Below are 25,662 nucleotides of genomic sequence, written 5' to 3' on the forward strand. Positions count from 1 at the left end.
GTGTGTGCGAGCTCGGGCTCGGCGGGTGCCGGGTCGCGGGCGCCGGGTCGGCGGGCGTCGGGTCAGCGGGCGGCGAGGCCCCGGCGGACGAGCCGCTGGGCCGTCGCGACCGTCTCGGCCAGCGTCCCGCGCGCCGGGTCCCACCACTCCGGCGCCCAGTTCAGCGCGCCGATCACGAGCATGCGGGCGGCGCGGGGGTCGAGGTCGGGGTCGATCTCGCCGGCCGCCACGGCGTCGTCGACGAGCCCGCGCCACAGCGCGCCGTAGCGCCGTTCGTCGAGCAGCTGCACCTCGCGGATCGCGGCCGGGAGCTGCTGGGCGTTGCGGATCGCGGCCGAGGCGAACCGCGAGTCCTCCAGGACCACCCGCAGGTGCGCGGCCACGGCGGCGAGGATGCGGTCCAGGCGCGGGGCGTCGGCGGGCAGCGCGGCGAGCGCCGCCTGCACCTCCGCGAGCGTCCGGCGCAGCCCGACCTGCACGACCTCCTGGATCACGTCGTCACGCGAGGGGAAGTAGTAGTAGATCGCGGGCGCCTGCAGGCCGGCGACGTCGGCGATGTCGGAGAGCCGCGTGCCGGCGTAGCCCTTGCGGTTCAGGACCTCGGCGGCGGCGTCGAGGATGCGTTCCCGCGTGCGTGCCGACTTCGACGACGCGTCCGCCGTGACCACCTGCCGCCGCGCCATGGCGGGAGTCTAGGCACGGCGTCGTTGCCAGACGCGGTTCCGGCCCTCTAATCTATCTGCGATTAAAGAATGCCACCGTCAAGGAGGACGTCGATGACCGACACCATCGAGCGACGCCGGGCGGCACTCGCGTCGCGGTTCCCGGTCTGGGCGCCCACCACGCTGGACGGGTTCCTCGACCGGTGCGCGGGGGAGTTCCCGGACCGCCCGCTGGTGCTCACCGACGACCGCACGGCCACCTACGCCGAGATCGCCGCCTGGTCGGTCCGCCTCGCCGACGGCCTGGCCGCGCTCGGCGTGCGCCCCGGCGACCGCGTCGGCGTCCTGATGGCCAACTACCTCGAGTTCGTGCCGCTGAAGTTCGCGATCGCGCGGGCCGGGGCCGTCGCCGTCCCGTTCAACTTCCTCTACCGGCGCGACGAGCTGGCCTACGTGCTGGCGCAGTCGCGCTGCGCGGTGCTGGTGACGATGACCGGGTTCGCCGGGCTCGCCCACCCCGAGATGCTCGACGAGATCGCGCCCGGCTGGACCGAGGGCCCGACCGACGCGCTTCCGGAGCTGCGCCACGTCGTGCAGTTCCCGACGGACGGGCGGAGCGTGCCGGGAGTCCGCACCCTCGACGACCTCGCGGCACTCGGCGACGCCCACCCCGGCGGCGCGGCGGCGGGGGCGGCCGCGCCCGACGACCTCGGCGACATCCTCTACACCTCGGGCACGACCGGTTCGCCCAAGGGCGTGATGGTCACCCACGACGCCGTCCTGCGCACCGCGTACGCCTCCGCGCTGACCCGCGCGTTCGAGGACGGGCGGCGGATCCTGTTCTCGCTGCCCTGCTACCACATGTTCGGCTACGTCGAGGGCCTGCTCGCGGCGATGGTCGTCGGCGGGGCGATCGTGCCGCGCACAGCGTTCGCCCCCGCCGACTACTTCGCCTCCGTCGAGCGGCATCGCGCCACCGAGCTGCTGGCCGTGCCGACGATGACCGTCGCGCTGCTGGAGCACCCCGACCGGCGCACGCGCGACCTCTCGTCGGTGTTCGCGCTGCTCTCAGGCGCGGCGCCGGCGCCGGTGGGGCTGTGGGAGAAGGTCCGCGACGAGCTGGGCATCACCGAGATGACCACCGGCTACGGCATGACCGAGTGCGGCGGCGCGATGACCATGTCGCTGCCCGAGGACGACCTGGAGCGCCACTCGGCCACGGTCGGGCGCCCGAAGCTCGCGGGCGTGGCCGGGCTGCCCGGCGGCGACCTCTGCGCCTACACCACCATCGACCCCCTCACCGGCGACCCGCTGCCCGACGGCGGCGAGGGCGAGCTCGTCAGCCACGGCCCCACCCACATGCTCGGCTACTGGGAGAAGCCCGCCGAGACCGCGGAGACGCTGCGGGCCGACGGCGTGCACTCCGGCGACCTCGGCCGCATCCGCGATGACGGTTACCTGCAGCTCACCGGGCGCAGCAAGGAGCTGTACAAGAGCGGCGGCGAGCTCGTGATGCCCAAGGAGATCGAGGAGCTGCTCACCCGGCACCCGGGCGTCAGCCAGGCGTACGCGGTGGGCGTGCCCGACGAGCGGTGGGGCGAGGTCGGATGCGTGTGGGTGGTGCCGGAGCCCGGTGCCGACGTGCGGCCCGACGACCTGATCGCGCTGTGCAAGGACAAGCTGGCCCGGTTCAAGGTGCCCAAGCACGTCCTGCTGACCACGGCGGAGGAGCTGCCGACGACGCCGACGGGGAAGGTCCAGAAGTTCCGGCTGGCCCGGCGGGCGGCGGAGCGGTTGAGTTCCTGACGCACCGCCGGTCCCGCCGCTGGCCGACGCGGGCACCCGTGGCGGTCCGACCGCCCGAGGCTGAGGCCTTTGGGCACCGCGTGCCTGCGGCCGAGCCCCTTCGCGCGTCCGTTGCCCTCGACGGTCCGTGCCCCGGCGCCAGCGTTCGCCCGAGCCCGCGGCTGCCCGAGCCCGCTGATCAAGGGCGGATGGTCGCTCGTGGATCACTGGGCGCGACCATCTCGCCTTGATCGCGGAGCGGCGGGGCCGGGGCGCGGGGCCGCGGGGCCGGGCGTGGGGCGGCGGGGCCGGGGTGTAGGGCGGCGGCGCCGGGGTGTGGGGCGGCGGGCCGGGTGCGGGGCGTGGGGCCGAACGCGGCGCTGCGGGCCGGGCGCGGGCTGCAAGGCCGTCGCGTGGAGCGGATCGATCGTGGACCGGCTTCATCTCGCTGATCAAGGGCGGATGGTCGGCGGACCGGGCCGCACGCCGGCGCCGACCCTTCCCGCGCGCCGAACAGGGTCCCGCGCACCCGACAAGGTCCCGCGCGCTTCCGGGGGCGCGCGGGAGCTGGGAACGCGCGCGGCAACCGGGAACGCGCGCGGGACGACCGTGGAGCGGAGCGACCGCGAACCGGCTCCATCTCGCTGATCAGAGGCGGATGGTCGGCGGACCGGGCCGCACGCCGGCGCCGACCCTTCCCGCGCGCCGAACAGGGTCCCGCGCACCCAACAAGGTCCCGCGCGCTTCCGGGGGCGCGCGGGAGCTGGGAACGCGCGCGGCAACCGGGAACGCGCGCGGAACGCTCGTGGAACACGGGAGGCCACCACCTCGCCTTGATCGTCGAGCAGCGCCGACCGGCTGCAACCGAGGTTCAGAGGCGGTGGGCCGGGGGGCGGGCCTGATCGCCTCCCGATCCCGCTGATCAAGGGCGGATGGCTGCTCGTGGATCACCAGCGGCGACCATCTGCCCTTGATCACCGAGTGTGCGGGCCCGGGGCGGGGGCGGGATGGGCGCGAGGTGCGGGCGCGAGGTGCGCGCGCACGAGGCCGGGCGCACCAGGGCGCGCGCACCAGGCCGCGCACCAGGTCGCGCGGGCGAGGCCGGGCGCGCTGGCACGCGCGGCGGTGCGGACGCGCAGGCCGGGCGCGAAAGCGGGGCGCGCGGGCGGCGAGGGGGCGGACGGGACGTCAGCCCCCCAGCTCCTCCCGCAGCACGAACTTCTGCACCTTCCCCGACGCCGTGTGCGGCAGCTCGTCCCGGAAGAACCACCGCACCGGCACCTTGTACGGCGTCAGCCGCGCCAGGCAGTGGTCCACGAGCTCCTGCTCGGACGGGGCGGGGTCGTGCGTCGTCACCACCGCCGCCACCACCTCGCCCCACGTCGGGTCGGGCAGGCCGATCACCGCCGACTCCGCGACGCCCGGGTGCGCGGCCAGGGCGATCTCGATCTCGGCGGGGGAGATGTTCTCGCCCCCGCGGATGATCAGCTCCTTGAGCCGGCCAGACAGCGTGATCATGCCGCGCGCGTCCATGGAGCCGAGGTCGCCGGTGTGCAGCCAGCCCTCGGCGTCGACGGTGGTCGCCGTCGCGTCGGGATCGTCGACGTAGCCGATCATCTGGTTGTAGCCGCGCGCGCAGACCTCGCCGACCGTCCCGAGCGGCACGACCTCGCCGGTGACCGGGTCGACGATCCGCGCCCCGGTGTGCGGCAGCGGGCGGCCCACGGCGGTGACCTGGTCCTCGCGCGTGTCGGTGCGGCGCGTCAGCGTCATCACCGGCGACAGCTCGGTCTGGCCGTAGAGGTTGTGCACGAACGCGCCGAAGGTCTCCGAGACGGCCTCGATCATGCTCCCCGGCACCGTCGACGCCCCGACGAGCACGGTGTCCAGGTGCGGCGCGGGAGCGTCGGACCGCCGGGCCGCGTGCAGCACGGCGCCGAGCACGGTCGGCACGCTCATCAGCACCGACGCGCCCTCGTCGGCGATCGCGGCGAGCACCGCGGCGGGGTCGAACTTCTCGATCAGCACCACCGTGCCGCCGAGGAACGCCGGGCCGAGGTGGGAGATCACGCAGCCCGCGGTGTGGAACGAGGGCAGCGGGGCGATCGCGACGGCACCGGGCGCGACCCCCGCCGTGTGCATCGTCAGGTGCGCGTTGTTGACCAGCGAGCGGTGCGAGAGCAGCACGCCCTTGGGACGCCCGGTGGTGCCGGAGGTGAACTGCATCATCGCGGGGGAGTCGGGGGTGCTCAGCTCCTCGGGCTCGACCGGGCTGCCGTAGAACAGCCCGACGTCGGACAGGCTGATCCGCTCGACGAGCTCCGGCAGCGACGGCGCCACCTCGGCGGCGACGGCGGCCATGTCGTAGCCGCGCAGGTCGTCGGCGTGCACGAGGACCGACGCCTTCGACAGCCGCAGGCAGTACTCGAGCTCGGCCGCGCGCAGCGCCGGGTTGAGCGCCACCAGCGTGACGCCGGCGAGCGCCGCCCCGTACTGCACGATCGGCCACTCGGCGACGTTCGGCGCCCACAGCGCCACGTGGTCGCCCGGGTCGGCGACGGTGAGCAGGCTGCCCGCGGTGTGGCGGGCCGCGGCCAGCAGCTCGGCGTAGGTCCAGCGGCGCGACTCACCGGCGTGGGTCGTGCCCACCAGCGCGACGGCGTCGGGCCGCAGCCGCGCCTGCTCGCGCAGCAGTCCGCCGACCGTGCTCTCCAGCAGGGCGACGCCCGGCTCGGGCGCCACCTCCGACAGCGTGCGCGTCCCCGCGTCCGTGCTCATCACTGACCTCCACAGACGTGACCGCGACCACTCGTCGAATCAATATTAAGGAACGACACTAGCGGCTCGCAGCCCGAGAGCGGCTAGTACGACCGGGGGAGGCCGAGGCTGGTCTGGGCGACGAAGTTGAGCACCATCTCGCGGCTGACCGGGGCCGTCTTGAGCATCCGGGCGACGAACCACAGGTCGGCGAGCCCGTACTCCAGCGACAGGCCGTTGCCGCCGTGGGTCTGCATCGCCTGGTCCAGGGCCTTGAGCGAGGCGTCGGCGGCGGCGAACTTCGCGATGTTCGACGCCTCCGCGGCGTCGGCGCCCGCGTCGAACAGCTCGGCGGCGCGGAACGCCATCAGCCGGGCGAGCTGCACGCCGATGTAGGACTCGGCCAGCGGGTGGGCCACGCCCTGGTGCGCCCCGATCGGCGTCCCCCAGACCTGGCGCTCGGTGGCGTAGCGGGTGGCCTTGCCCAGCGCGTAGCGGGCGATGCCGTTGCTGATGCAGGCCGCGGTGATCCGCTCCGGGTTGAGGCCGGAGAACACCTGCCGCAGCCCGTTGCCCGCCTCGCCGATGAGCGCCTCCGGACCGACGGCGACGTCGTCGAGGAACACCGTGAACTGGTGCTCGGGCTGCTGCAGCGCCGCCGGGATCGGGGTGTACGTCAGGCCCGGCGCGTCGGTCGGCACCACGAACAGCGACAGCGGGTGGCGCCCGTTCGGCAGCGCCTCGGCCGAGCGCGTGACGACGAGGACGGCGTCGGCCTCGTCGATCCCGCTGGTCCAGTACTTGGTCCCGGAGATGCGCCACCCACTGCGTCCATCGGCGGAGGCGTCGGCCCGGGCCGTCGTCGTGATCGCGTGGCTGTTGGAGCCCGCGTCGGGCTCGGTGATCGCGAACGCCATCTTCAGCGAGCCGTCGGCGATGCCGGGCAGCCAGCGCGACTTGAGCTCGTGGCTGCCGTGCTCGTCGATGATCGTGCCGCAGATCGCGGGGGAGATGACCATCATCAGCAGCGGGCAGCCCTGCGTCGACACCTCCTCGACGACGACGGCGAGGTCGGCCATCGTGCCGCCGCCGCCCCCGTACTCCTCCGACAGGTGCACGCCGAGGAACCCGGCCGCACCGAGGTCCTGCCACAGCGCGGTGGGCTCCTCGTGCAGGCGCGCCTTCTCCATGAAGTAGTCGTGCCCGTACTTCGCGACGAGCTTCCCGACGGCCTCGCGCAGCGCGGCGCGCTCCTCGGTGTCGGCGACGATGAGCGAGGCGTTCATGGGGTCTCCCGTGATCGGTGGCCGGTGAACTGCGGGCGCCGCTTCCCGATGAAGGCGGCCAGGCCCTCCGCGGCGTCGGGCGTGGTGCAGGCCTCGACGATGAGGTCCTGCTCGGCGGCGAGCTGGTCGCGCAGGCCGGTCTCGAGGCTCTGGCGGAGGAGGCGGCGCATGCCGCCGAAGGCGCGGGTCGGGCCCGCCGCGAGCCGGGCGACGACGGCGCCGGCCTCCGCCTCGACGTCGGCGGCCGGGACCACGCGCGTGACCAGGCCCCACTCCAGCGCCTCCGCGGCGGAGAAGCGGTGGTTGAGCAGGAACAGCTCCTGCGCCCGGCGCATCCCGACCAGCCGCGGCAGGTACCAGGTGTTTCCGCCGTCGGAGGTCAGGCCGATGCCGCCGTAGCCCAGCGCGAACGTGGCCTCCTCGGAGGCGATGACGATGTCGGCGACGTGCACCATCCCGAGCCCGCCGCCCGCCGCGGCGCCGTGCACCGCGGCGACGATCGGGGCGTCCAGGGCGGAGAGCCGCGCCAGCGCCAGGTGGTAGTCGTCGATCATGCGGCGCAGCACCCGTGGGAGCTCGTCGGCCGGGAGCCCGGACAGCAGCGCGAGGTCGCCGCCCGCGGTGAACATCGGCCCGTTGCCGGCCAGCAGCACCGCGCGCACCGCGTCGTCCTCGCGCAGCCGGGTGGCGACCTCGGCGAGGTCGCGGGTCATGGCGGGGTCGATGGCGTTGCCGCGGTCGGGACGGTCGAGCCGGACGGTCGCGACGCCGTCGACGACCTGCAGCGCCAGCGTCGAGAACGGCGACGCGGCCCGCTCCCAGCGCGCGGTGTCGGTGTACTGCTCCAGCGCGGTGACGCGGCCGTGCGCGATCGAGAGGACGTGCGCGAACGCGGCGTCGAGCGGGCCGCCCCCGTGCCGCCCGCGCCCGCCGTAGCGACCGGTGACGAGCAGCCGCCCGTCCTCCAGGGCCGTGAACCGCTCGGGCTCGGCCCGCGCGGCGAAGTGCCGCCCGATCACGGCCCACCCGTCGCGGCGCATGGCGTCGGCCCCGTCGTGCCCGCCGCCCGCGCCGAAGGGCATGCCGTCGGCCAGCACGCCGCGGAAGGCCGGGTCGAGCAGGGCGTCGAGCGCCGGGCCGTCACCGGTGGCCAGCGCCTCGTAGAGCTGCCGCGCGATGGCGGGCGAGTCCGTCACTCGTGCCTCCTTTTTCTAACCGAGAATAGACACGGGTTCGCGGCGCGGGCAACCTCGCGGCCCCACCTCAGGGCATCGACGACCCCCCGCCCACGGCCACCAGCTGCCCGGTCACCTGCCGCGCCGCCGTGTCCGACGCGAGCCACAGCACGGCGTGCGCGACGTCGTCGGCCGTGGTCGGGCGCCGCAGCGCCTGCGTCCGGACGATCGACGCGAGCTGCTCGTCGGTGAACAGCGGCTCGCCGTCCGGGGTGGCCCAGACGCTGCCCGGCCCGACCGGCTCGTCCGCGGCCGGCACGACGAGCCCCGGCGCGACGACGTTCGCGCGGATCCCGTGCCGCCCGTGCTCGCGCGCGACGGTCCGCGCCAGCGCGATGACGCCCGCCTTGGTGGCGCCGTAGATGCCCTGGCGGACCGCGCCGAACGCCGAGTCGCTGGAGAGGAACACGACGCTGCCGCGGCCCGCCTCGCGCATCGGGCCGAGCGCGGCCTGGGTGCAGTCGATGGCGGAGAACAGGTTGACCTCGACGGTCCGCCGCCACAGCTCCCGGTCGGTCTGCTCGGCGAACCAGCCGGGCGCGCTCCAGCCGGCGTTGTTCACCAGGACGTCGACGCCGCCCCACTCCGCGACGGCCCGGTCGACGACCCGCCCGCCCGCGCCGTCGTCGGTCAGGTCGACGGCGAGCGCGACGGCGTCCGGCGCGCCGAGGGTCCGCAGCTCGTCGCGCACGGCGTCGCCCCGCTCGGCGTCGCGGTCGGCGACCAGCACCCGCGCGCCCTCCCGCGCGAAGCCGCGGGCGATGCCCCGGCCGATGTTGGCCGCCCCGCCGGTGACGACGACGCGGGCCCCCGCGTGTCCCAGATCCATGACGCCTCCCGAGTCCCTGCGGGCAGGGTAGCTGCTAGTCTTTAACTCAGATTAATTTCCGTCCCCCTCCGGAGGGAGTACCGGTGACTCACGCCGACACCCGGGCGCGCTACGACGAGCTCGTGCAGCCCGAGCGCGTGCACGGCTCGCTCTACACCTCGCCCGAGGTCTTCGCCGACGAGTTGGCGCGCATCTGGTACTCCACCTGGGTCTACGTCGGCCACGTCAGCGAGGTCGCGAAGCCGAACGACTACGTGCGCAAGGCCATCGGGCCGCAGGACGTGATCATGAGCCGCAGCGCCGACGGCGAGGTGCACCTGCTGCTCAACCGCTGCGCGCACCGCGGCAACCTCGTCTGCGAGGCCGCCGCCGGCAACTCCAGCTCCTTCCGCTGCGCCTACCACGGCTGGACCTACCGCAACTCCGGCGAGCTCGTCGGCTACCCGTTCCACCAGGGCTACGGCGGCCGCGGCAAGCTCGATCTGGGGCTGGGTCGCGTGCCGCGCGTCGCCGTCCACCAGGGGTTCGTCTTCGGCAGCTTCGCCCCCGACGGCCCGTCGCTGGCCGAGCACCTGGGCGACGCCGCGGGCGAGATCGACCGGCTCGTGCGCCTCTCGCCCGAGGGCGAGATCGAGCTGACGGCCGGCTGGCTGCAGCACCGGGCGCGCGCCAACTGGAAGCTCCTGGCCGAGAACGAGACCGACGGTTACCACCCGCAGTTCGTCCACGCCTCGATCTTCAGCGTCGCCGAGAGCGGGATCGGAGCGCTGTACGGGGAGAAGTCGAGCGCCGTCACCCGCGCGTTCGGCCACGGGCACAGCGAGAACGACCTGCGCCCGGAGTTCCGCCGGCTCGGGGCGCCGCTGGGCTGGTTCGGCACCACCGAGGAGCGGATGCCCGGCTACGTCGCGGCGATGCGCGCGGCGCACGGGGAGGCGGCGCAGGAGATCCTCGTCGAGGGCGCCCCGCACGTGATGATCTTCCCGAACCTGTTCATCGCCGAGATCCAGATGTTCACGATCCAGCCGCTCGCGCACGACGTCACCGTCCAGCACGTCACGGCGGTGCAGCTCAAGGGTGCACCCGAGATGAACCGGCGGATGCTGCAGCAGTGCGTCGGCTCGGTCGGGCCCGCGGGGCTGCTGCTGGCCGACGACACCGAGATGTACGAGCGCAACCAGGTGGGCCTGGGCGAGCTGCGGCCGGAGTGGGTCGACGTGCGGCGGGGGTCGCACCGCGAGCACGTCGACGAGCGCGGCCACACCGTCGGCGGCGCCACCGACGAGACCGCGATGCGCGGCTTCTGGGCGCACTACCGGGAGCTGATGACGCGATGAGCTCCGTCGTGGACCTCGACATCCGGACGGTCGAGCGCTTCCTCTACCGCGAGGCCCGGCTCGCCGACGAGCACCGCTACGAGGAGTGGGAGGCGCTCTGGACCGACGACGCCCTCTACTGGGTGCCCGCCGGGTCCGACGACGCCGACCCGATGACGCGGATGTCGGTGGTGCACGACAACCGCAACCGCATCGCCACGCGGATCAAGCAGTTCCGCACGGGGCGGCGGCACTCGCAGATCCCGGCGTCGCGGCTGCGGCGGGTGGTGTCCAACGTGGAGGTCCTCGACGAGGCCGTGGGCGAGGACGTGGTGGTGGAGGCCAACTTCGTGCTCGTCGAGTCGCGCGAGCGGGGCACGCACGTGTGGGCCGGGCGCTGCACCTACCGGCTGCGGCTCGTCGACGGGGAGCTGCGGATGTCGTACAAGAAGGTCGCGCTCGTCGACAACGCGCGCGTCCTGCCGACGATGTCGTTCCTCATCTGATGGGCGGCGGGGTGGGCGACGGGGTGGTCGGCAACGAGTTCGCCGACGTCGCCGTCCGCGTGGACACCACGGCCAACAGCCCGCGCCTGAGGTTGGAGGACCTGCGCACCGGCCGCGTCCGCTTCCTCGACGCCCTGGAGCTGGAGACACTGGTGTGGCTGCCCGAGGGTCATCTCGTGCAGCTGCTCGACCCGTCGGCCGACCGCTGGAGCGGCGCGTGACCGCCCCCGTGCTGCTGCGCGTCGAGGGTCCGGTCGCGCACGTGACGCTGAACCGGCCGCACGCGCGCAACGCGATCACCCTGGAGCTGGCCGCCGCGCTGCACGCGGCCCTGGCCGACGCCGCCGAGCGCGCCGACGTCGTCGTCGTCCGCGGGGCGGGCGGGCACTTCTGCGCGGGCGGTGACTTCCACGAGGTCTCCCGGCTCCGCGAGGAGGGTCCCGAGGCGCTGCGGCCGCTGTTCGAGACGTTCGTGCGGGCGTGCGAGCTGATCGCGGAGCTGCCGGTGCCGGTCGTCGCCGTGGTCGAGGGCGTCGCGATGGCGGGCGGGTTCGAGCTGGTGCAGTCCGTCGACATCGCGGTGGTCCGCGACGACGCCGTGCTCGCCGACAACCACGCCAACTTCGGCATGATCCCGGGTGGCGGCGGGTCGCAGCGGCTGCCGCGCATCGTCGGGACGCAGCGAGCCCTGGGCCACCTCCTCACCGGCGACCGGCTGACCGGAGCCGAGGCCGCCGCGTGGGGCCTGGTCTACCGGTCGCTGCCGGCGGAGGAGTTCGAGCGGGGCGCTGCCGACCTGGTCGCGAACCTCACGGGCAAGGACCGGGCCGCGCTGGCCCGCACCAAGCATCTCGTCCGCTCCGGCCTGCGCGGCTCGCTGCGCGACGGGCTCGCGGCCGAGACCGCATCGACCCTCGAGCACCTGGCGGGGGAGCAGGCCGGCGCCGGGATCGGCCGGTTCACGGGAAGGGAACGATGAAGCTCATCGACACGGGGCAGGTCCTGCTCGACCTCGACGACGACGGCGTCGGGCACCTGCGCCTCAACCGGCCCGAGGCGTCCAACGGCATGGACGTGCCGTTCCTGCGCGCCCTCTACGACGCGGTCATGCGCGCGCACGGCGAGCCGGGCCTGCGGGTCCTGCTGCTCACCGGGGAGGGCCGCAACTTCTGCGCGGGCGGCGACGTGAAGACGTTCGCGAGCAAGGGCGACGCACTGCCCGACTACCTGCGCGAGGCCACGTCCTGGCTGCAGATCTCGGTGCAGGGCCTGCTCGGCCTGCAGGCGCCGGTGGTCACGGCGGTGCAGGGCTTCGCCGCGGGCGGGGGCGGGTTCGGGCTGGTCTGCGCGTCCGACATCGTGCTGGCGGCGGAGTCGGCGCGGTTCATGTCGGGCGCCACGCGCGTCGGGATGGCGCCGGACGCCGGGTCCTCGGTGACGCTGCCGCAGATCGTCGGAGTGCGGAAGGCGATGGAGATCTTCCTGACCAACCCGACGCTGACGGCCGCCGACGCCCTCGACATCGGCCTGGTCACCCGCGTGGTCCCCGACGCCGACCTGCACGACGAGGCCCTCGCCCTGGCCCGCACCCTGGCCGCGGGCGCGCCGAAGGCCCTGGCCGCCACCAAGCGCCTGGTGTGGTCGGGCCTCGGGGGCCGGGTGGAGGCGCAGCTGCCCGAGGAGGCCCGCACGGTGGCGGAGCTGTCGGGCACGGCCGACTCCCTCGAGGGCCTGGCCGCGGTGATCGAGAGGCGGGCGCCGAGGTTCACCGGGAACTGACCCGTGAGTGGAAACCAGGGCTATAGCACCTGTTTCCACTCACGGGTGGCGGAGCCGCAGCAGCTCCGGCAGGTCCCGCTCCACGATCTCGTCGTCGGTGAGGTCCGCGGCCCCGCCGTCGGCCGCACCGCCCAACCACACCTCGCCGGTGGTCCCGTCGATCGTGATGAGGTCGCCCGCGCGGAACACCACGGCGCCGTCGGCCGTCGTCACCTCCGCCGCCCCCACGACGAGCTCCGCCGCACCGACGACGGCGGGGATGCCCCAGCCGCGCGCGACGACGGCCGCGTGGCTGACGAGCCCGCCCGTGCTGGTGAGGATGCCGACCGAGACCGACATGCCGTGCACGTCCTCGGGGCTGGTCTCGGGCCGGACGAGGATGACGTCGCCCTCGGAGTCGGCCGCCGCGTCGGCGTCGAGCACAGCGGCTCCGCTCACCCGCCCCGGCGACGCCCCGAGGCCGGTCGCGACCGCACCGGCGATCGCGCCCTGCCTCGCCGCCGCGACGACCTCGCCCCGCGCCCGTTGCCGCTCGTCGTCGGTGACGCGGGCCGCGGCCTCGGCGGGGGTCAGCGCGATCGCGGGGTCGTCGACCATCTGCGCGGCCAGCCGCACCGCCGCCACCGCGCCGCGCTTGCCGACGCGGGTCTGCAGGATCCACAGGGTGCCGCGCTCGACGGTGAACTCGACGTCGCACATGTCGCGGTAGTGGCGCTCCAGCCGGGCGAGGTGCCCGAGGAGGTCGGCGTGCGCGCCGGGCAGGTGCGCGGCCATGTCGTCGAGGGTGAGCGTGCGGGCGGTTCCGGCGACGACGTCCTCGCCCTGCGCGCGGGGAAGGAAGTCGCCGTAGGGGCGGTTCGCCCCGGTGGACGGGTCACGGGTGAACACGACGCCGGTGCCCGAGGCGTCGTCGAGGTTGCCGAAGACCATGGCCTGCACGTTCACGGCGGTGCCGACGTCGCCGTCGATGCCCTCGCGGGCGCGGTAGGTCTGCGCGCGCGGGCTGTCCCAGCTGCGGAACACGGCCTCGACCGCGCCGCGCAGCTGCGCGCGCGGGTCCTGCGGCACGGTCGCCCCGAGCCGCGCGAGCACGTCCCGGATCTCCGCGACGCGCCCCCGCAGTGCCTCGGCGCCCACCGGGGCCGGGGCGTGCCCGAGCGCGCCGGCGTCCACGCCGAGGACGGTGGTCGCGTACATGGTGAGGAAGCGGCGGTAGCTGTCCCAGGCGAAGGCGGCGTCGCCGGAGACCGCGGCCAGCCCCTCGACGGTCTCGTCGTTCAGCCCCAGGTTGAGGACGGTGTCGAGCATCCCCGGCATCGAGCGCGGGGCGCCGCTGCGCACCGCGACGAGCAGCGGGTCGGCCGGGTCGCCCAGGCGCCGCCCGATCCGCGCCTCCAGCGCCGCGCAGTGCTCCTCGACGGCGGCGTCGAGACCGTCCGGCCAGCCGCCCTCGCGGTACGCCCGGCACACCGGCAGCGCGATCGTGAAGCCGGGCGGGACCGGGAGGCCGAGCACCGAGGTCATCTCTGCGAGCCCCGCGCCCTTGCCGCCCAGCAGGTCGGCGAGCTGGCGCGGGGGCCGGTCGTGCGGATGGTCGAACGCGTAGAGCCCGAGCGTCGCCGTTGTCGTCGTCACGTCAGTGCCCGTCCGCCGCGGACCGCTCGCGGCCCAGGGTGCTGAGCAGGTCCTGGTGCAGCTCCATCCACGCGTCGTGGTAGCTCTCCGACAGCGGCGCGGCGAACGCCTTCCGGTCGCCCGCGAGGAGCCGCTCGCGGGCGGCGGTGAAGGCGCGCGGGTAGCGGTCGTAGCGGGGCAGGGTCCCGGCGAGCCGGGCGGTGAGGGCGACGACCCGCTCGTGCACCGGCCCCAGGTCCTCGACGACGGACGCGTCGTACGCCGCGTCGCCGTGGTCGTTGATCGAGCCGTCGGGGAGCATCTGCCAGCGCGTGCACAGCGCCTTGAACGGCTCGTTGAGCGCGAGGAACGCCGTGCTCGCCTCCTCCACGGCGGCCTGCGCCCCGCGCCGGTCCAGCTCCTCGGCGAGCAGGGCCGCGTGCGCCGCCCGGCCGTCCGGGGTGAGCACCCAGCCGCTGATCCGGCCCGAGCGCTCGGTGGCCAGGCCGTCGGCGCGGGCGGTCTCCAGGATGCCGGTGACGACGTCGACGTCGAGCCCGGTGCCGCGCGCGACGCGGTCGGCCGCGACGAACCCGCCCAGGCGCAGCAGGTGCAGCACGAGCAGCCGCGGGTCGGTGTCGGTGGGGGTGGCGGTGGGATCGTCGTCGGTGCGCACCGGATGGCCTCTCGGTCGGACGGTCAGGACCGCCGCGGCTCGTGCACCGCGGCGAGCTGGAGGTGGCTGGTCTCGTTCAGGGTGAGCAGCTGGCGGCGGCCGTCGCGGGAGGCGGCGACGCGGCTGATCGAGGTGTACGCGGGCTGGAAGAACATGCCACGCGGGCGGCGCAGGACGGTGCCGAGGAAGGAGTTGATCACCCCGGAGTGGCACACGACCGCCACCACCGACGACGTGTGCGCGGCGATGATGTCGGTGAACGCGGCGGCGACGCGCGCCTCGAACTCGTCGGGGTCGAACGTGTGCGCGCCCCACACCCCGGTCTCCAGCGCCCGCCACAGCGTGCGCCGCGCCTCCGGGCCCGCGGTGCTCAGCTCGGGCGGGGTGTAGCTGGTGGCGCCGTGGTCGAACTCGCGCAGGCGGTCGTCGACGGTGAGCGGGACGACGCTGCGGGCGGTGATCGCCTCGGCCGTCTCCCGCGCGCGGCGCATCGGGCTCGTGTAGACGACGTCGGGTCCGGTCTCGGCCGCGAGGTAGCGGCCGAGCAGGTCGGCCTCGGCGCGGCCGGGCTCGGTCAGCGGCGGGTCGACGCCCGCACCGGTGGCCGACTCCTCGGGCCGGGGCCGGCCGTGGCGGATGAGCAGCAGCTCCATCAGGTCGTCTCCACGGGCCGGTAGCGGTCACGAAGGGGCTGCAGCAGGATCTTCCCGGCGTCGCTGCGGGGCAGGGCGTCGACGAAGTCGACCGTGCGGGGGCACTTGAAGCCGGCGAGACGCGTGCGGCAGTGGGCGATCAGCTCCGCGGCCAGGTCGTCGCCGGGCCGCGCTGCGGGGGAGGGCACGACGACGGCCTTCACCTGCTCCCCGAACTCGGGGTCGGGCACGCCGAGCACCGCGACGTCGTCGACGGCGGGGTGCAGCGCCAGGGCGTCCTCGATCTCGCGCGGGTAGACGTTGACGCCGCCGGTGATGATCGTCTGGCCGAGGCGGCCGGTGAGGTACAGGTAGCCGTCGTCGTCGAGGCGGCCGAGGTCGCCGACGGTGCCCCAGCCCGGCGTCGCGGCGAGGTCGGCGGTGCCGTCGTCGGCACGGGCGGGGTCGGCGGCGCCGGGCCGGGCGAACCACACCGTCCCCACCTCGCCGGGCGGCAGCAGCCGGCCCTCGGCGTCGGCGACGTGCACCGCGCTCTCCACCGACCGCCCGACCGAACCGGGGTGGGCCAGCCACTCGTGCGGGCCGATCGTGGTGCGGCCGTAGCCCTCGCTCGCGCCGTAGTACTCGTGGACGATCGGGCCCCACCAGTCGAGCACCGCCCGCTTGACGTCCGGCGGACAGGGCGCGGCGGCGTGCACGGCGACGCGGTGGGTCGAGAGGTCGTAGCGCGTGCGCACCGCCTCGGGCAGGCGCAGCAGCCGCACGAACATCGTCGGCACCCACTGGCTGTGCGTGACGCCGTGGCGCTCGATCGCGGCGAGCGCGCCCTCGGCGTCGAACCGCTCCATGAGCACGACGGTGCCGCCGAGCTGGTGCACCGACTGCAGGAAGCCGAGCGGGCCCGCGTGGTAGGCCGGGCCGGGGACGAGCAGGACGTTGCCGGTGTCGTCGAAGCCGAGCGAGCGCATCAGGCCGCCGGAGCGGACGGGGGCGTCGGCGGGGTGGCGGTCCTGCGGGTGCACCCGGAACGGCTTGGGCCGCCCGGTCGTGCCCGAGCTGAACAGCAGGCGCCCGCCGAGCGTCTCGACGAGGCCGGGATCGCGCGGGGTGGCGTCGAGGGCGGTGTCGTAGTCGTCGTGGCCGCCCGAGCCCACGACCAGCCACAGGACGTCGTCGCCCAGCCCCGCCCGCGCGGCGGCCTCGCGGACGGTCGGCGCCAGGTCCACCGACGTGACGACGGCGCGCGGCGCGGCCTCCTCGAGCACGGGCACCAGCTCGTCGGCGGTGAGGTGGCGGTTGGCCGCGCCGAGGTAGAGGCCGCTGCGCCAGCAGGCCCACGGCACCTCGCCCCAGCGCACGTCGTTGCCCAGGAGCAGCAGGACGGTGTCGCCGGGGGCCACGCCGCGGGCGCGCAGCAGGGCGGCGAGCCGCGCGCTGCGGTCGTCGAGCTCCGCGTAGGTGCGGGACTCCCCGCTCTCCGCGAGGACGATGGCCGGACGGTCGGGGACCGTCTGGGCGACGCTGCCGGGGTGCACACGACCTCCGAGTCGACGATGTGGGCCCACGGTACGAGCCCGGGGGCGCGGGGACAAGCCGAGACGTGACTAGCGAGTCGCAGTAGTGGAGCGCAGCGCGGTGAGGCCGCCGTCGAGCCGCAGGTCGACGCCGTTGAGCCAGGACGCCTCCGGCGAGAGCGCGAACTCCACCACGGCGGCGACCTCCTCGGGCCGCGCGTGCCGCCCGACCAGCTCGGCCGCGACGTCGAGCGAGGGCATCGTGGCGCGGAAGTCGGCGAGGATCGGCGTCTGCACCGGTCCCGGGCTGATGCTCGTGGCGCGCACGGCCCGGGGGTGCAGCCGGGCCGCCAGGTCGAGCGCGTAGCGCTGCACCAGCTGCTTGGAGAGCTGGTAGGCCTCCGGTCCGGCCAGGCCGAGGGCGGCCAGGCGGGCGGCGAGCACGTCGTCGGGCAGGGCGACCAGCGCGGCCGCCTCCTCGTCGGTCGCCGTGCCCCGGTAGCCCGCCATCGAGGACAGCAGCACGATCGCGCCGCCGTCGGCCAGGCGGGGGAGGAGCGCCTCGGTGAGCCGGCGCAGGCCCAGGAGGTTGACGGCGTAGACCGTCTCCGGGGGCGCCGTGCCCGGGACGCCCGCGACGGCGGCGAGGCCGTGCAGAGGGCCCGCGCCGATCCCGTCGATCTCGCCGACCGCCGCGGCCACCGACGCCGGATCGGCCAGGTCGCAGGTGACGCGGACGGCGCCGTCCGGGATCGTGGCGGGCGCGCGGTCGACACCGATCACCTCGTGCCCGGCGGCGACGAGGCGGGCGGCCAGCGCCGCGCCGATGCCCGACGCCGCTCCGGTGACGACGACGCGCCGGCTCCCGGTGCCGGTGGGGTGGCTGGACATGTTGCGCACCCTGCCATCCGTCCGCCAAGATGTATAGCGTCAGTCGCAAATTGACGGATGGAGCGGACGATGGCCACGACGAGGGTGTGCCCCGGGGCGCAGACGGGTCCGGTGCCCCACGGGAGCGGGGCGCCCGACGACGGGCCGGACGAGTTCGACCTGCTCGACACCCGGCTGTTCGCCGACGACCGCGACGGCGACGTGTTCCGCCGGCTGCGCGAGGACTCGCCGCTGTTCTGGAACCCCGGACCCGGCGACGAGGCCGGCTTCTGGTCGCTCACCCGCTACGCCGACATCGAGGCCGTCGCCAAGGACGCCACCCGGTTCGGCAACGGCGAGGGCACGCAGATCCCCAGCCGCCGCGCCGAGGGGAACGGGCCGCGGCAGATCCACAACATGGACGCCCCCGACCACGGCCCGATGCGCCGCCTGCTCACCAGCACCTTCATGCCCCGCGCGGTCGAGAAGCTGGCCGGGCGCGTGGAGGAGGTCACCACGGCGCTGCTCGACGAGGCCCTCGAGCTGGGCGAGTTCGACTTCGTCAAGGTGATCTCCTCGCGGCTGCCGCTGCTGGTGTTCGCCCCGATGCTCGGCGTCCCCACCGAGGACGCCGACCTGCTGCTGCGCTGGACCAACGAGTCCAGCAGCGAGGACCCGGAGTACTCGGCCGGGCCCGAGACGGCCGCGAAGGCCCGCGAGGAGCTGTTCGCCTACTACGCCGCCCTCAGCGAGGAGCGCCGCGGCTGCCCGCGCGAGGACATCGTCAGCACGCTGGTGCAGTCGCGGTTCCGGGACGCGCCGCTCACGCAGGACTGGCTCAACCCCTACTACATGGTGCTGACGGTCGCGGGCAACGAGACGACCCGCAACCTGCTCAGCGGCTCGGTCGCCGTGCTCGGGCAGCGGGACCTGTGGCCGCGGCTGCGCGAGGGCGGCCCGGAGCTGCTGCGCACCGGCATCGAGGAGATGGTGCGCTGGATGTCGCCGGTGGTGCACATGCGCCGCACCGCCACCACCGACGTCGAGCTGCACGGGCGGACGGTGAAGGCGGGGGAGAAGGTCGTCCTGTGGTTCTCCTCGGCCAACCGCGACGAGCGGCAGTTCGAGGCGCCCGAGGAGTTCCGGCTCGACCGCACGCCCAACCGGCACCTCGGGTTCGGCGCCGGCCCGCACTTCTGCCTCGGCGCGCACCTCGCACGCATGGAGACCCGCGTCTTCTACGAGCAGCTCATCGCGCGCGACATCCACGTCGAGCTGCTCGGCGAGCCCGACCGCCTGCTGTCCAACTGGTTCCGCGGCATCAAGCGGCTGCCGGTGCGGATGACGCAGGGCCGCCGGTGACGGCCGGCGTCGGCACCCGGCGCCCGGGAGCCGACCTCGTCCGCGACCGCACCGACCACCTGATCGGCGGCCGGTGGGTCCGCTCGGCGGGCGAGCCGGTCGCGGTCGTCGACCCGGCGACCGAGCGGGTCGTCGCGCACGTCCCGGCCGGCACCGCGGCCGAGGCCACGGCGGCCGTCGACGCCGCGCACGCCGCCTGGCCGGCGTGGGCGGCCACCGCCGTCGCGGAGCGTGTCGGGTACGTCCGTGCGCTGGCCGCCGCGCTCGACGCGGCGGCGGAGGAAATCGGCGGCGTCGTCGCCACCGAGGTCGGGATGCCGTGGCACCTGGCCGTCCCGGCGCAGGTGCGGATGCCCGCGCAGGTCCTGCGCACCACCGCCGACCTCGCCGAGGGCTACCCGTGGCGCGAGCCGACGTCGGCGGGGGAGGTGCTGCGCCGGCCCGCGGGCGTCGTCGTCGCGATCACGCCGTGGAACATGCCGCTGCACCAGATCGCGGCCAAGATCGGCCCCGCGCTGGTCGCGGGCTGCACCGTGGTGCTCAAGCCGAGCGAGGTCGCGCCGCTGTGCGCCTACGCCCTCGCCGAGCTCGTCGTCGCGGTCGGGCTGCCGCCGGGCGTCGTCAACGTCGTGTCGGGCACCGGTCCCGTCGTCGGGGAGGCGCTGGTGCGCGATCCCCGCACGGCCGTCGTCTCCTTCACCGGCAGCGTCGACGCCGGGGCGCGGGTCGCCGGGCTCGCCGCGCCCGGGATCAAGCGCGTCTGTCTGGAGCTGGGCGGCAAGTCGGCGAACGTCCTGCTCGACGACGCCCCGCTCGACGTCGCCGTGCCGAGCGCGGTGCAGCAGGCGTTCTTCAACTCCGGCCAGGCCTGCAACGCGCTCACCCGGCTCGTGGTGCCGGCCGCGCTGCACGACGAGGTCTGCGAGCGGCTGGTCGCCGCCGTCGGGGAGATCCGGACGGGCGACCCGTTCGACGCCAGCAGCGACCTCGGCCCGCTGGTCAGTGCGGCGCAGCGGGAGCGCGTGCGCGGGCACGTCCGGCGCGCCTCCGCCGACGGTGCCCGGCTCCTGACCGGCGGGCCCGAGGCCCCCGATGGTCTCGACGTCGGCTACTACTACCGGCCTACCGTCTTCACCGACGTCCCGCCCGACCTCGCGCTCGCCCGCGAGGAGGTGTTCGGTCCGGTGCTCGCGGTGCAGGTCTACGGCTCCGGCGACGCGGCGGCCGTCGCGCTGGCCGACAGCACCGACTACGGCCTCGCCGCGGGCGTCTGGTCGGCCGACCGCGAGCGCGCACGGGCCGTCGGCGCCCGGATCCGGGCCGGGCAGGTGAAGGTCAACGGCGTGCGCACCCGCGACAGCCTCGACGCGCCCTTCGGCGGCTACGGCCGGTCGGGGCTGGGCCGGGAGCTCGGCCGCTACGGCATCGACGAGTTCGTCGAGATCACCTCGCTGCTGGGCTGAGCGCCGCGACGGCGTCCGCCCGCCGCCACGATATGGTGAGAGGCGTTCACAAACTCGCCTCGGAGGTGCCGGTGGCCCAGCAGGATGCGTCGCCCGCGGCCGAGGACGCCGCGGCGGCGGTGAAGCAGCCGGTGCGGCGCGGCAAGAACGTCCGCGGGCTCCGCACGCGCCAGGAGCTGCTCGACGCCGCGCTGAGCTGCTTCTCCGAGTACGGCTACGCCCGCACGCGGATCTCCGACATCGTCTTCCGCGCCGGGGTCTCGCAGGGCAACTTCTACCGGCACTTCGAGAGCAAGAACGAGATCTTCCTCGAGTCGCTGCGCCCCAGCCTCGACGAGCTCACCGCCTCGACCGGGCGCTCCGTCGTCGGCAGCGGCGTCGACCTCGACACGATGGTCGTGCTCGCCACCTCCTACCTCACCTCCTACACGCGCAACCGGCACATCCTGCGGGTCATGCGCGAGGCCGCGGCGTCCAGCGCCGAGGAGGGCTTCACGCAGCTGTGGCTGCAGCAGCGCGCCGGCTACGTCGAGCGCACCGGGCGCTGGCTGCGGCGGCTGCACCAGCAGGGCGTGATCGCCGAGACCGACTTCGACCTGCTGGCCGACGTCCTCGGCTCGACCATCGAGCAGACGGCGTACGTCCACATCGGCCTCGCCCCCGAGGCGCCCCGGCCGGAGCGGATCCACGCGCTCGCGGCCGTCGTCGGTGCCGTGTGGCACCGCGCGCTGCCGCTGGTCGACGGCGCGCACGCCGGTCCCGTCTCCGCGGGCTGAGCTTCCCTCCGGATCGGGGCCGCGACGTGCCCCCGACGGGTTGACAGCCGTTCTCCACCGCGCCACGATGTGACTCGTTCGTCGCAGAACGGGGAGAGTGCTCCGGCTCCGCGACGCCCGACGCGGTCCCGGGAGCTTCCTGCCGGGCTGCAGGCCCCGGCCCGAGCACGAGCGACCGTGCCACTCGAGCCCCAGTGACGAGGGAGACCGCTTCCGTGACCGACTGGCCGATCTTCGACCGCACCTCGAAGACATTTCCGCTGTACTCCCGCGCGAACGTGGGGGAGATCTTCCCCGACCCGATCTCCCCGCTGAACGCCTCGATCGGCTTCCAGGCCAACCTGGAGCCCGGCTGGGAGGCCGCCTTCGTGGCCTGCAAGGTGTGGGACCACGACATCTACGACAAGACGGTCGACCGCAACGTCCTGCCGGCCTTCGGCAGCTACCTCTACATCAACATGTCGCTGATGCGGCTGTTCGGCGTGCGGGTGCCCGGGATGGGCGCCGAGGCCGTCGACCTGCAGTACTTCGGCGACATGCCGGGCATCCCGTCCTACGAGAGCGAGAAGCGCGACTTCGACGACGACCCCGCGTTCTCCGAGCAGGCCGGTGGCTGGCTCATGAACGAGGTGCTGCTCGCCGACAACCTGGGCACCTACGACGCCGACCGCGCCGACGTCCTCGCCGTGCGCGGCTCCCGCCCCGACCTGTCGACGCTCACCGACGAGCAGCTCGTCGAGCGCCTCACGTCCTACGGCGACCTGCAGACGCGGCTGTTCCAGCACCACATCGAGTCGAGCCTGAAGTCCGGCGTCGGCCTCGGCGCGATCGGTCAGCTCGCCGCGGCCGTCGGGAAGCCCGAGCTCGGGCTGACGCTCGTCAGCGGCATCGGCGACGTCGACTCCACCGGCCCGTCCAGCGGCATGTGGGCACTGAGTCGCAACGCCCGTACCGGCGCGGTCGCGGCCCTGTTCGACGCGGGCGTCCCCGGGCTCTACGGGCGCATCGCGGCGAGCGACGACGCCGGCGTGGTCGCCTTCCGCGCCGAGCTCGACGCCTTCCTGGCCGACTGGGACTTCCGCGGCCCCGCCGAGTGGGAGCTGCGTGCCGACACCTGGAGCCTCAGGCCCGAGCTCGCGCTGCACACCGTCGACCGGATGCGCGGCATCGGCGACGACGAAGCGCCGCAGGTCAAGAACGCGGTGCGCGTGCAGGACCGGGAGGCCGCCGCGGCCACCGTCCGCGAGCTGCTGGCGGGCAACGCGGAGGCGCTGGGCCAGTTCGAGGTCGCGCTGAAGGCCGCGGCGCTGTGGCTGCGGGGTCGTGAGCGGTCGCGCACCACGTCGGCGATGCTCGTCCACGAGCTGCGCCTGCCGGCGCTGGAGCTCGGGCGCCGCGGCGTCGAGGCGGGTCACCTCGACGACGCCAAGCAGGTCTTCATGCTGTTCGGCGACGAGCTGCCCGCCTACCTCGCCGACCCGGGCTCGTTCACCGAGCAGGTCCGCGCGCGGGAGAAGACCTACGTCGAGCTGTTCGACTACGAGCCGCCGTTCGTCGTCGTCGGCGAGGTCCCGCCGCTGTCGGAGTGGAAGCGCCGCTCCGACCGCACGCACACCGCCGCCGTGGCGGGGGAGACCATCCAGGGCGTCTCCGGCTGCACGGGCGTCACGCGCGGGCGGGCCCGGGTACTGACCGACCCGAACGACCCGTCGGCGCTGGAGCCGGGCGACATCCTCGTCGCCCCGATCACCGACCCGTCGTGGACGCCGCTGTTCGTGGCGGCCGCGGGCGTCGTCGTCGACGTGGGGGCGCCCTTCTCGCACGCGGCGATCGTCAGTCGCGAGCTGGGCATCCCGTGCGTGGTCTCGGCCACCGACGCGACCGGCCGCATCCCGGACGGCGCGCTGATCGAGGTCGACGGCACGAGCGCGATCGTCACGATCCTCGAGGTCTGAGGACGCACGCCCCGGGGCGCCGAGCCGCTCGGCGCCCCGGGCCACCCGCACCCCAGGAGCACACCGATGACGCACAGCCCGCCCGTCGAGGTCGTCCGCCGCTACCTCGACGAGATCTACCACCAGGGCCGGGTCGAGGTCGTCCGCGAGATCTGCGGTGACCCGCTGGTCCGGCACGACCCCGGCTCCACGACGTCGCTGAGCCACCAGCAGCAGATCGACCGCATCTCGGCCGACCTCCCCGCGTGGCAGCCGTGGTTCACCCACGAGGTGCTGGCGGGCGACGCCGAGCACGCCGTCCTCGTCTGGAACGCCACCGGCCGCACCGCGGAGCGCACGCTCAGCGGCATCGAGGTCTTCCGCGTCGCCGACGGCCGCATCACCGACGTGTGGAACGCCCCCTACGCCACCGAACGCTGGCACTGAGCACCGAGACCAGTACTGCGCACGGCCCCGAGCACGGCACGCCACCCCAGGCCCCGGAGGACCATCGTGAGCACCGCCGCAACGACCACGCCCGCACTGCTGGACACCGTCGCCGAGATCGACGCCGCCTGGATCGGGTCGGTCCTGTCCGCGACCCACCCGGACGTCGCCGTCCGCTCGGTCGCGACGACCCCGATCGGCGCCGGCAACGTCAGTGACACCGTCCGCGTCACCATCGACTACGCGACGCGGCCCGAGGGCGCGCCCGACGCGGTCGTCGCGAAGTTCCGGCCCAGCGTGCCGGAGGTGCACGCCCACGGTCTCGGCAGCGGCGCCTACCACCGCGAGATCGGCGCCTACCGCGCCATCGGCGAGCGCGCGGCCTGCCGCATCCCGCACGCCTTCCACGTCGCCGGCGACGAGACCAACATCAACCTCGTGCTCGAGGACCTCACCTCAGCCGTCCCGGGCAACCAGGTCGCCGGGTGCGGGGCGGCCGAGGCCGAGGCCGTCCTGACCGAGCTCGCGAACCTGCACGCGGCGTTCGCGCCGGTGGAGGAGGCCACCGCGCCGGAGTGGCCGATCCGGATGGCGGCGGTGGCCGACTACTGGACCGCGGCCACCCGCACCGGCGTCGCCGCGGCGCTCGAGCGCTACCGCGGGCGGCTGGACGAGGCCGATCTGCAGGTCGTCGCCGCGGCCGGCCGGATCGTCCGCGACTGGTACCTGCTGCCGCAGTCGCGCCTGACCCTGAGCCACGGCGACCCGCGCGTCGACAACGTGCTGTTCGAGCAGACGCCGGGCGGCACGCGCGCGGTGCTCATCGACTGGCAGGTCACCGGGCTGCGCAACCCGATGTACGACGTCGGCTACTTCCTCTCGGGCAGCCTCCCCGTCGAGGAGCGGCGGGCGCACGAGCCCCGGCTGCTCGACCACTACCTGCGCACGTTCGCGCGCACCGGGCCCGCCTATCCCGAGGCCGAGGCGATGGCGGACTACCGCACCCAGGTGCTGAGCGGGCTGATGATCACGACCGCGGCGATCGCCGTGCTGCCGGACAACGACGTCGTCAACACGCTGATCGTGGCGCTGCTCGAGCGCAACTGCGCGGCGGCGCGCGACTGGGACGCGGTGGCGGCCGTCGACGGGGCGCCGGGCCGGTGACCACCCCCGAGCTGGGCTTCTACACCCTCGGCGGGCACGTCGAGAACCCGCGGGAGATGCTCGACGAGCTCCGGCTCGCCGAGCGGATCGGGTTCGGCACGGCGTTCCTCTCGGAGCGGTTCAACGTCAAGGAGGCGGCCTCGCTGAGCGGGGCGGCCGGGGCCGTGACCGAGCGGATGACGATCGCGACCGCCGCGACGAACCACAACACGCGCCACCCCGCCGTCACCGCGGCGTGGGCGACGACGATGCACCGGCTCACCGGCGGCCGGTTCACCCTCGGCCTCGGTCGCGGCCTGGCCCCGCAGCTGGAGGCGTTCGGGCTGCCGCCGGTCACGACGGCCCAGCTCGAGGACTTCATCGGCCTCATGCGACGGCTGTGGCGCGGCGAGACCGTGACCGGCCACGACGGCCCCGCCGGCCGCTACCCGAAGCTCCGACTGGACCCCTCCTTCGACGAGGACATCCCGATCGGCCTCACCGCGTTCGGGCCGGCGACCCTCGCGCTGGCCGGGCGCGCCGCCGACGTCGTCGTGCTGCACACCTACTTCGCCGACGAGACGGTCGTGCGCTGCGTCGAGCGGGTGCGGCGGGCGGCGGAGCAGGCCGGGCGCGACCCGGCGTCGGTGCGGGTCTGGTCGTGCTTCGCCACCGTGCCCGACCCGGTGCCGGAGGAGGTGCGGCTGCGCAGGACCGTCGCCCGGCTCGCCACCTACCTGCAGGTGTACGGCGACCTCCTGGTCCGCACCAACGCGTGGGACCCGTCGGCGCTGGAGCGCTTCCGCGCCGACCCGGTCGTCGCCGGCCTCACCGGCTGGGCCGACGCGGTGGCCACGCGCGAGGAGATCGAGCACATCGCCGGGGTGCTGCCCGACGAGTGGCTGTCCGCCGCCGCCACGGGCTCGCCCGAGGAGTGCGCGAAGCGCGTGCGCGCGCAGTTCGACCTCGGCGTCGACGGCGTCATCCTGCACTGCTCGACGCCCGCCGAGCTGGAGCCGGTGGTCGCGGCCTACGCGGCGGGGGCCTGACGGCCC

23 protein-coding genes are annotated in these 25,662 nt (G+C 74.7%); 13 read left to right on the top strand and 10 right to left on the bottom strand.

Translation table 11 applies throughout. The annotated features are described in order from the left end of the window. Positions 1 to 62: 62 nt before the first annotated feature. Positions 63 to 683 (bottom strand): TetR/AcrR family transcriptional regulator, encoded by a 621-nt coding sequence (locus tag HOP40_RS18030; RefSeq protein WP_172160118.1) that lies wholly within the window; start codon positions 681 to 683, stop codon positions 63 to 65. Positions 684 to 776: 93 nt separating this feature from the next. Between HOP40_RS18030 and HOP40_RS18035 the strand changes: the two genes are divergently transcribed. Next, positions 777 to 2,468 (top strand): class I adenylate-forming enzyme family protein, encoded by a 1,692-nt coding sequence (locus tag HOP40_RS18035; protein ID WP_172160120.1) that lies wholly within the window; start codon positions 777 to 779, stop codon positions 2,466 to 2,468. A gap of 1,167 nt (positions 2,469 to 3,635) precedes the next feature. On the opposite strand, the gene HOP40_RS18040 is transcribed toward HOP40_RS18035, so the two are convergent. The 4 genes from HOP40_RS18040 to HOP40_RS18055 form a co-directional block, all read right to left on the bottom strand. Beyond that, a complete protein-coding gene (locus tag HOP40_RS18040) occupies positions 3,636 to 5,225 on the bottom strand; it encodes a class I adenylate-forming enzyme family protein (RefSeq protein WP_172160122.1) in 1,590 nt (529 codons plus the stop codon). Between the two features lie 83 nt (positions 5,226 to 5,308). Then, positions 5,309 to 6,490 carry an acyl-CoA dehydrogenase family protein gene (locus tag HOP40_RS18045; protein ID WP_172160124.1) on the bottom strand — a complete coding sequence of 394 codons (1,182 nt, stop codon included), beginning with the start codon at positions 6,488 to 6,490 and terminating at the stop codon, positions 5,309 to 5,311. Beyond that, positions 6,487 to 7,686, bottom strand: coding sequence for an enoyl-CoA hydratase-related protein (locus HOP40_RS18050; protein ID WP_172160126.1), 1,200 nt, complete (start codon positions 7,684 to 7,686; stop codon positions 6,487 to 6,489). The genes HOP40_RS18045 and HOP40_RS18050 overlap by 4 nt, the downstream gene beginning before the upstream one ends. A gap of 67 nt (positions 7,687 to 7,753) precedes the next feature. Continuing rightward, the gene (locus tag HOP40_RS18055) at positions 7,754 to 8,554 is read right to left on the bottom strand and encodes an SDR family NAD(P)-dependent oxidoreductase (RefSeq protein ID WP_172160128.1); all 801 of its coding nucleotides are present in this window, start codon (positions 8,552 to 8,554) and stop codon (positions 7,754 to 7,756) included. An 83-nt stretch (positions 8,555 to 8,637) separates the two neighbouring features. Between HOP40_RS18055 and HOP40_RS18060 the strand changes: the two genes are divergently transcribed. Genes HOP40_RS18060 through HOP40_RS18080 form a run of 5 tightly spaced genes read left to right on the top strand, consistent with a single transcriptional unit; the run spans position 8,638 to position 12,155 of the window. Then, positions 8,638 to 9,891 (top strand): aromatic ring-hydroxylating oxygenase subunit alpha, encoded by a 1,254-nt coding sequence (locus HOP40_RS18060; protein ID WP_172160137.1) that lies wholly within the window; start codon positions 8,638 to 8,640, stop codon positions 9,889 to 9,891. Continuing rightward, a complete protein-coding gene (locus HOP40_RS18065) occupies positions 9,888 to 10,376 on the top strand; it encodes an aromatic-ring-hydroxylating dioxygenase subunit beta (RefSeq protein WP_172160139.1) in 489 nt (162 codons plus the stop codon). The genes HOP40_RS18060 and HOP40_RS18065 overlap by 4 nt, the downstream gene beginning before the upstream one ends. Continuing rightward, positions 10,376 to 10,597 carry a hypothetical protein gene (locus tag HOP40_RS18070; protein ID WP_172160141.1) on the top strand — a complete coding sequence of 74 codons (222 nt, stop codon included), beginning with the start codon at positions 10,376 to 10,378 and terminating at the stop codon, positions 10,595 to 10,597. The genes HOP40_RS18065 and HOP40_RS18070 overlap by 1 nt, the downstream gene beginning before the upstream one ends. Further along, complete coding sequence (locus tag HOP40_RS18075) at positions 10,594 to 11,355, top strand: enoyl-CoA hydratase/isomerase family protein (RefSeq protein ID WP_172160143.1); 762 nt, start codon at positions 10,594 to 10,596, stop codon at positions 11,353 to 11,355. Before HOP40_RS18070 ends, HOP40_RS18075 begins: the two co-directional genes overlap by 4 nt. Beyond that, positions 11,352 to 12,155 (top strand): enoyl-CoA hydratase/isomerase family protein, encoded by an 804-nt coding sequence (locus HOP40_RS18080; protein WP_172160145.1) that lies wholly within the window; start codon positions 11,352 to 11,354, stop codon positions 12,153 to 12,155. The genes HOP40_RS18075 and HOP40_RS18080 overlap by 4 nt, the downstream gene beginning before the upstream one ends. A gap of 39 nt (positions 12,156 to 12,194) precedes the next feature. On the opposite strand, the gene HOP40_RS18085 is transcribed toward HOP40_RS18080, so the two are convergent. From HOP40_RS18085 to HOP40_RS18105, 5 genes are all read right to left on the bottom strand, one after another. After that, positions 12,195 to 13,790: a pyruvate, phosphate dikinase gene (locus HOP40_RS18085; protein WP_205346803.1), complete on the bottom strand. Its 1,596-nt coding sequence runs from the start codon at positions 13,788 to 13,790 to the stop codon at positions 12,195 to 12,197. Position 13,791: 1 nt separating this feature from the next. Beyond that, positions 13,792 to 14,445, bottom strand: coding sequence for a MarR family transcriptional regulator (locus HOP40_RS18090; protein ID WP_172160147.1), 654 nt, complete (start codon positions 14,443 to 14,445; stop codon positions 13,792 to 13,794). 23 nt (positions 14,446 to 14,468) lie between these two features. Then, entirely contained in the window at positions 14,469 to 15,098 is a 630-nt protein-coding gene (locus HOP40_RS18095; protein WP_172160149.1) for a histidine phosphatase family protein, read from the bottom strand. After that, positions 15,098 to 16,633 (bottom strand): AMP-binding protein, encoded by a 1,536-nt coding sequence (locus HOP40_RS18100; protein ID WP_172160151.1) that lies wholly within the window; start codon positions 16,631 to 16,633, stop codon positions 15,098 to 15,100. Before HOP40_RS18100 ends, HOP40_RS18095 begins: the two co-directional genes overlap by 1 nt. Before the next feature lie 69 nt (positions 16,634 to 16,702). Beyond that, positions 16,703 to 17,503: an SDR family oxidoreductase gene (locus HOP40_RS18105; RefSeq protein ID WP_172160153.1), complete on the bottom strand. Its 801-nt coding sequence runs from the start codon at positions 17,501 to 17,503 to the stop codon at positions 16,703 to 16,705. 69 nt (positions 17,504 to 17,572) lie between these two features. On the opposite strand from HOP40_RS18105, the gene HOP40_RS18110 reads away from it, so the two are divergent. From HOP40_RS18110 to HOP40_RS18140, 7 genes are all read left to right on the top strand, one after another. Beyond that, a complete protein-coding gene (locus HOP40_RS18110) occupies positions 17,573 to 18,844 on the top strand; it encodes a cytochrome P450 (RefSeq protein ID WP_172160155.1) in 1,272 nt (423 codons plus the stop codon). Beyond that, the gene (locus HOP40_RS18115) at positions 18,841 to 20,307 is read left to right on the top strand and encodes an aldehyde dehydrogenase family protein (protein ID WP_172160157.1); all 1,467 of its coding nucleotides are present in this window, start codon (positions 18,841 to 18,843) and stop codon (positions 20,305 to 20,307) included. The genes HOP40_RS18110 and HOP40_RS18115 overlap by 4 nt, the downstream gene beginning before the upstream one ends. A gap of 71 nt (positions 20,308 to 20,378) precedes the next feature. After that, positions 20,379 to 21,083: a TetR/AcrR family transcriptional regulator gene (locus HOP40_RS18120; protein ID WP_240157129.1), complete on the top strand. Its 705-nt coding sequence runs from the start codon at positions 20,379 to 20,381 to the stop codon at positions 21,081 to 21,083. 215 nt (positions 21,084 to 21,298) lie between these two features. Beyond that, positions 21,299 to 23,038, top strand: a complete 1,740-nt coding sequence (locus tag HOP40_RS18125; protein WP_172160161.1) for a PEP-utilizing enzyme — start codon at positions 21,299 to 21,301, stop codon at positions 23,036 to 23,038. Between the two features lie 66 nt (positions 23,039 to 23,104). Next, on the top strand, positions 23,105 to 23,464 hold the full coding sequence (locus tag HOP40_RS18130; protein ID WP_172160163.1) for a nuclear transport factor 2 family protein: 360 nt from the start codon (positions 23,105 to 23,107) through the stop codon (positions 23,462 to 23,464). Positions 23,465 to 23,530: 66 nt separating this feature from the next. Then, complete coding sequence (locus tag HOP40_RS18135) at positions 23,531 to 24,628, top strand: ecdysteroid 22-kinase family protein (protein ID WP_240157130.1); 1,098 nt, start codon at positions 23,531 to 23,533, stop codon at positions 24,626 to 24,628. Then, positions 24,625 to 25,656 carry a TIGR03857 family LLM class F420-dependent oxidoreductase gene (locus HOP40_RS18140; RefSeq protein ID WP_172160165.1) on the top strand — a complete coding sequence of 344 codons (1,032 nt, stop codon included), beginning with the start codon at positions 24,625 to 24,627 and terminating at the stop codon, positions 25,654 to 25,656. The genes HOP40_RS18135 and HOP40_RS18140 overlap by 4 nt, the downstream gene beginning before the upstream one ends. The last annotated feature ends 6 nt before the right edge of the window (positions 25,657 to 25,662 follow it).

Source organism: Pseudonocardia broussonetiae (genome assembly GCF_013155125.1).
Taxonomy (GTDB): domain Bacteria; phylum Actinomycetota; class Actinomycetes; order Mycobacteriales; family Pseudonocardiaceae; genus Pseudonocardia; species Pseudonocardia broussonetiae.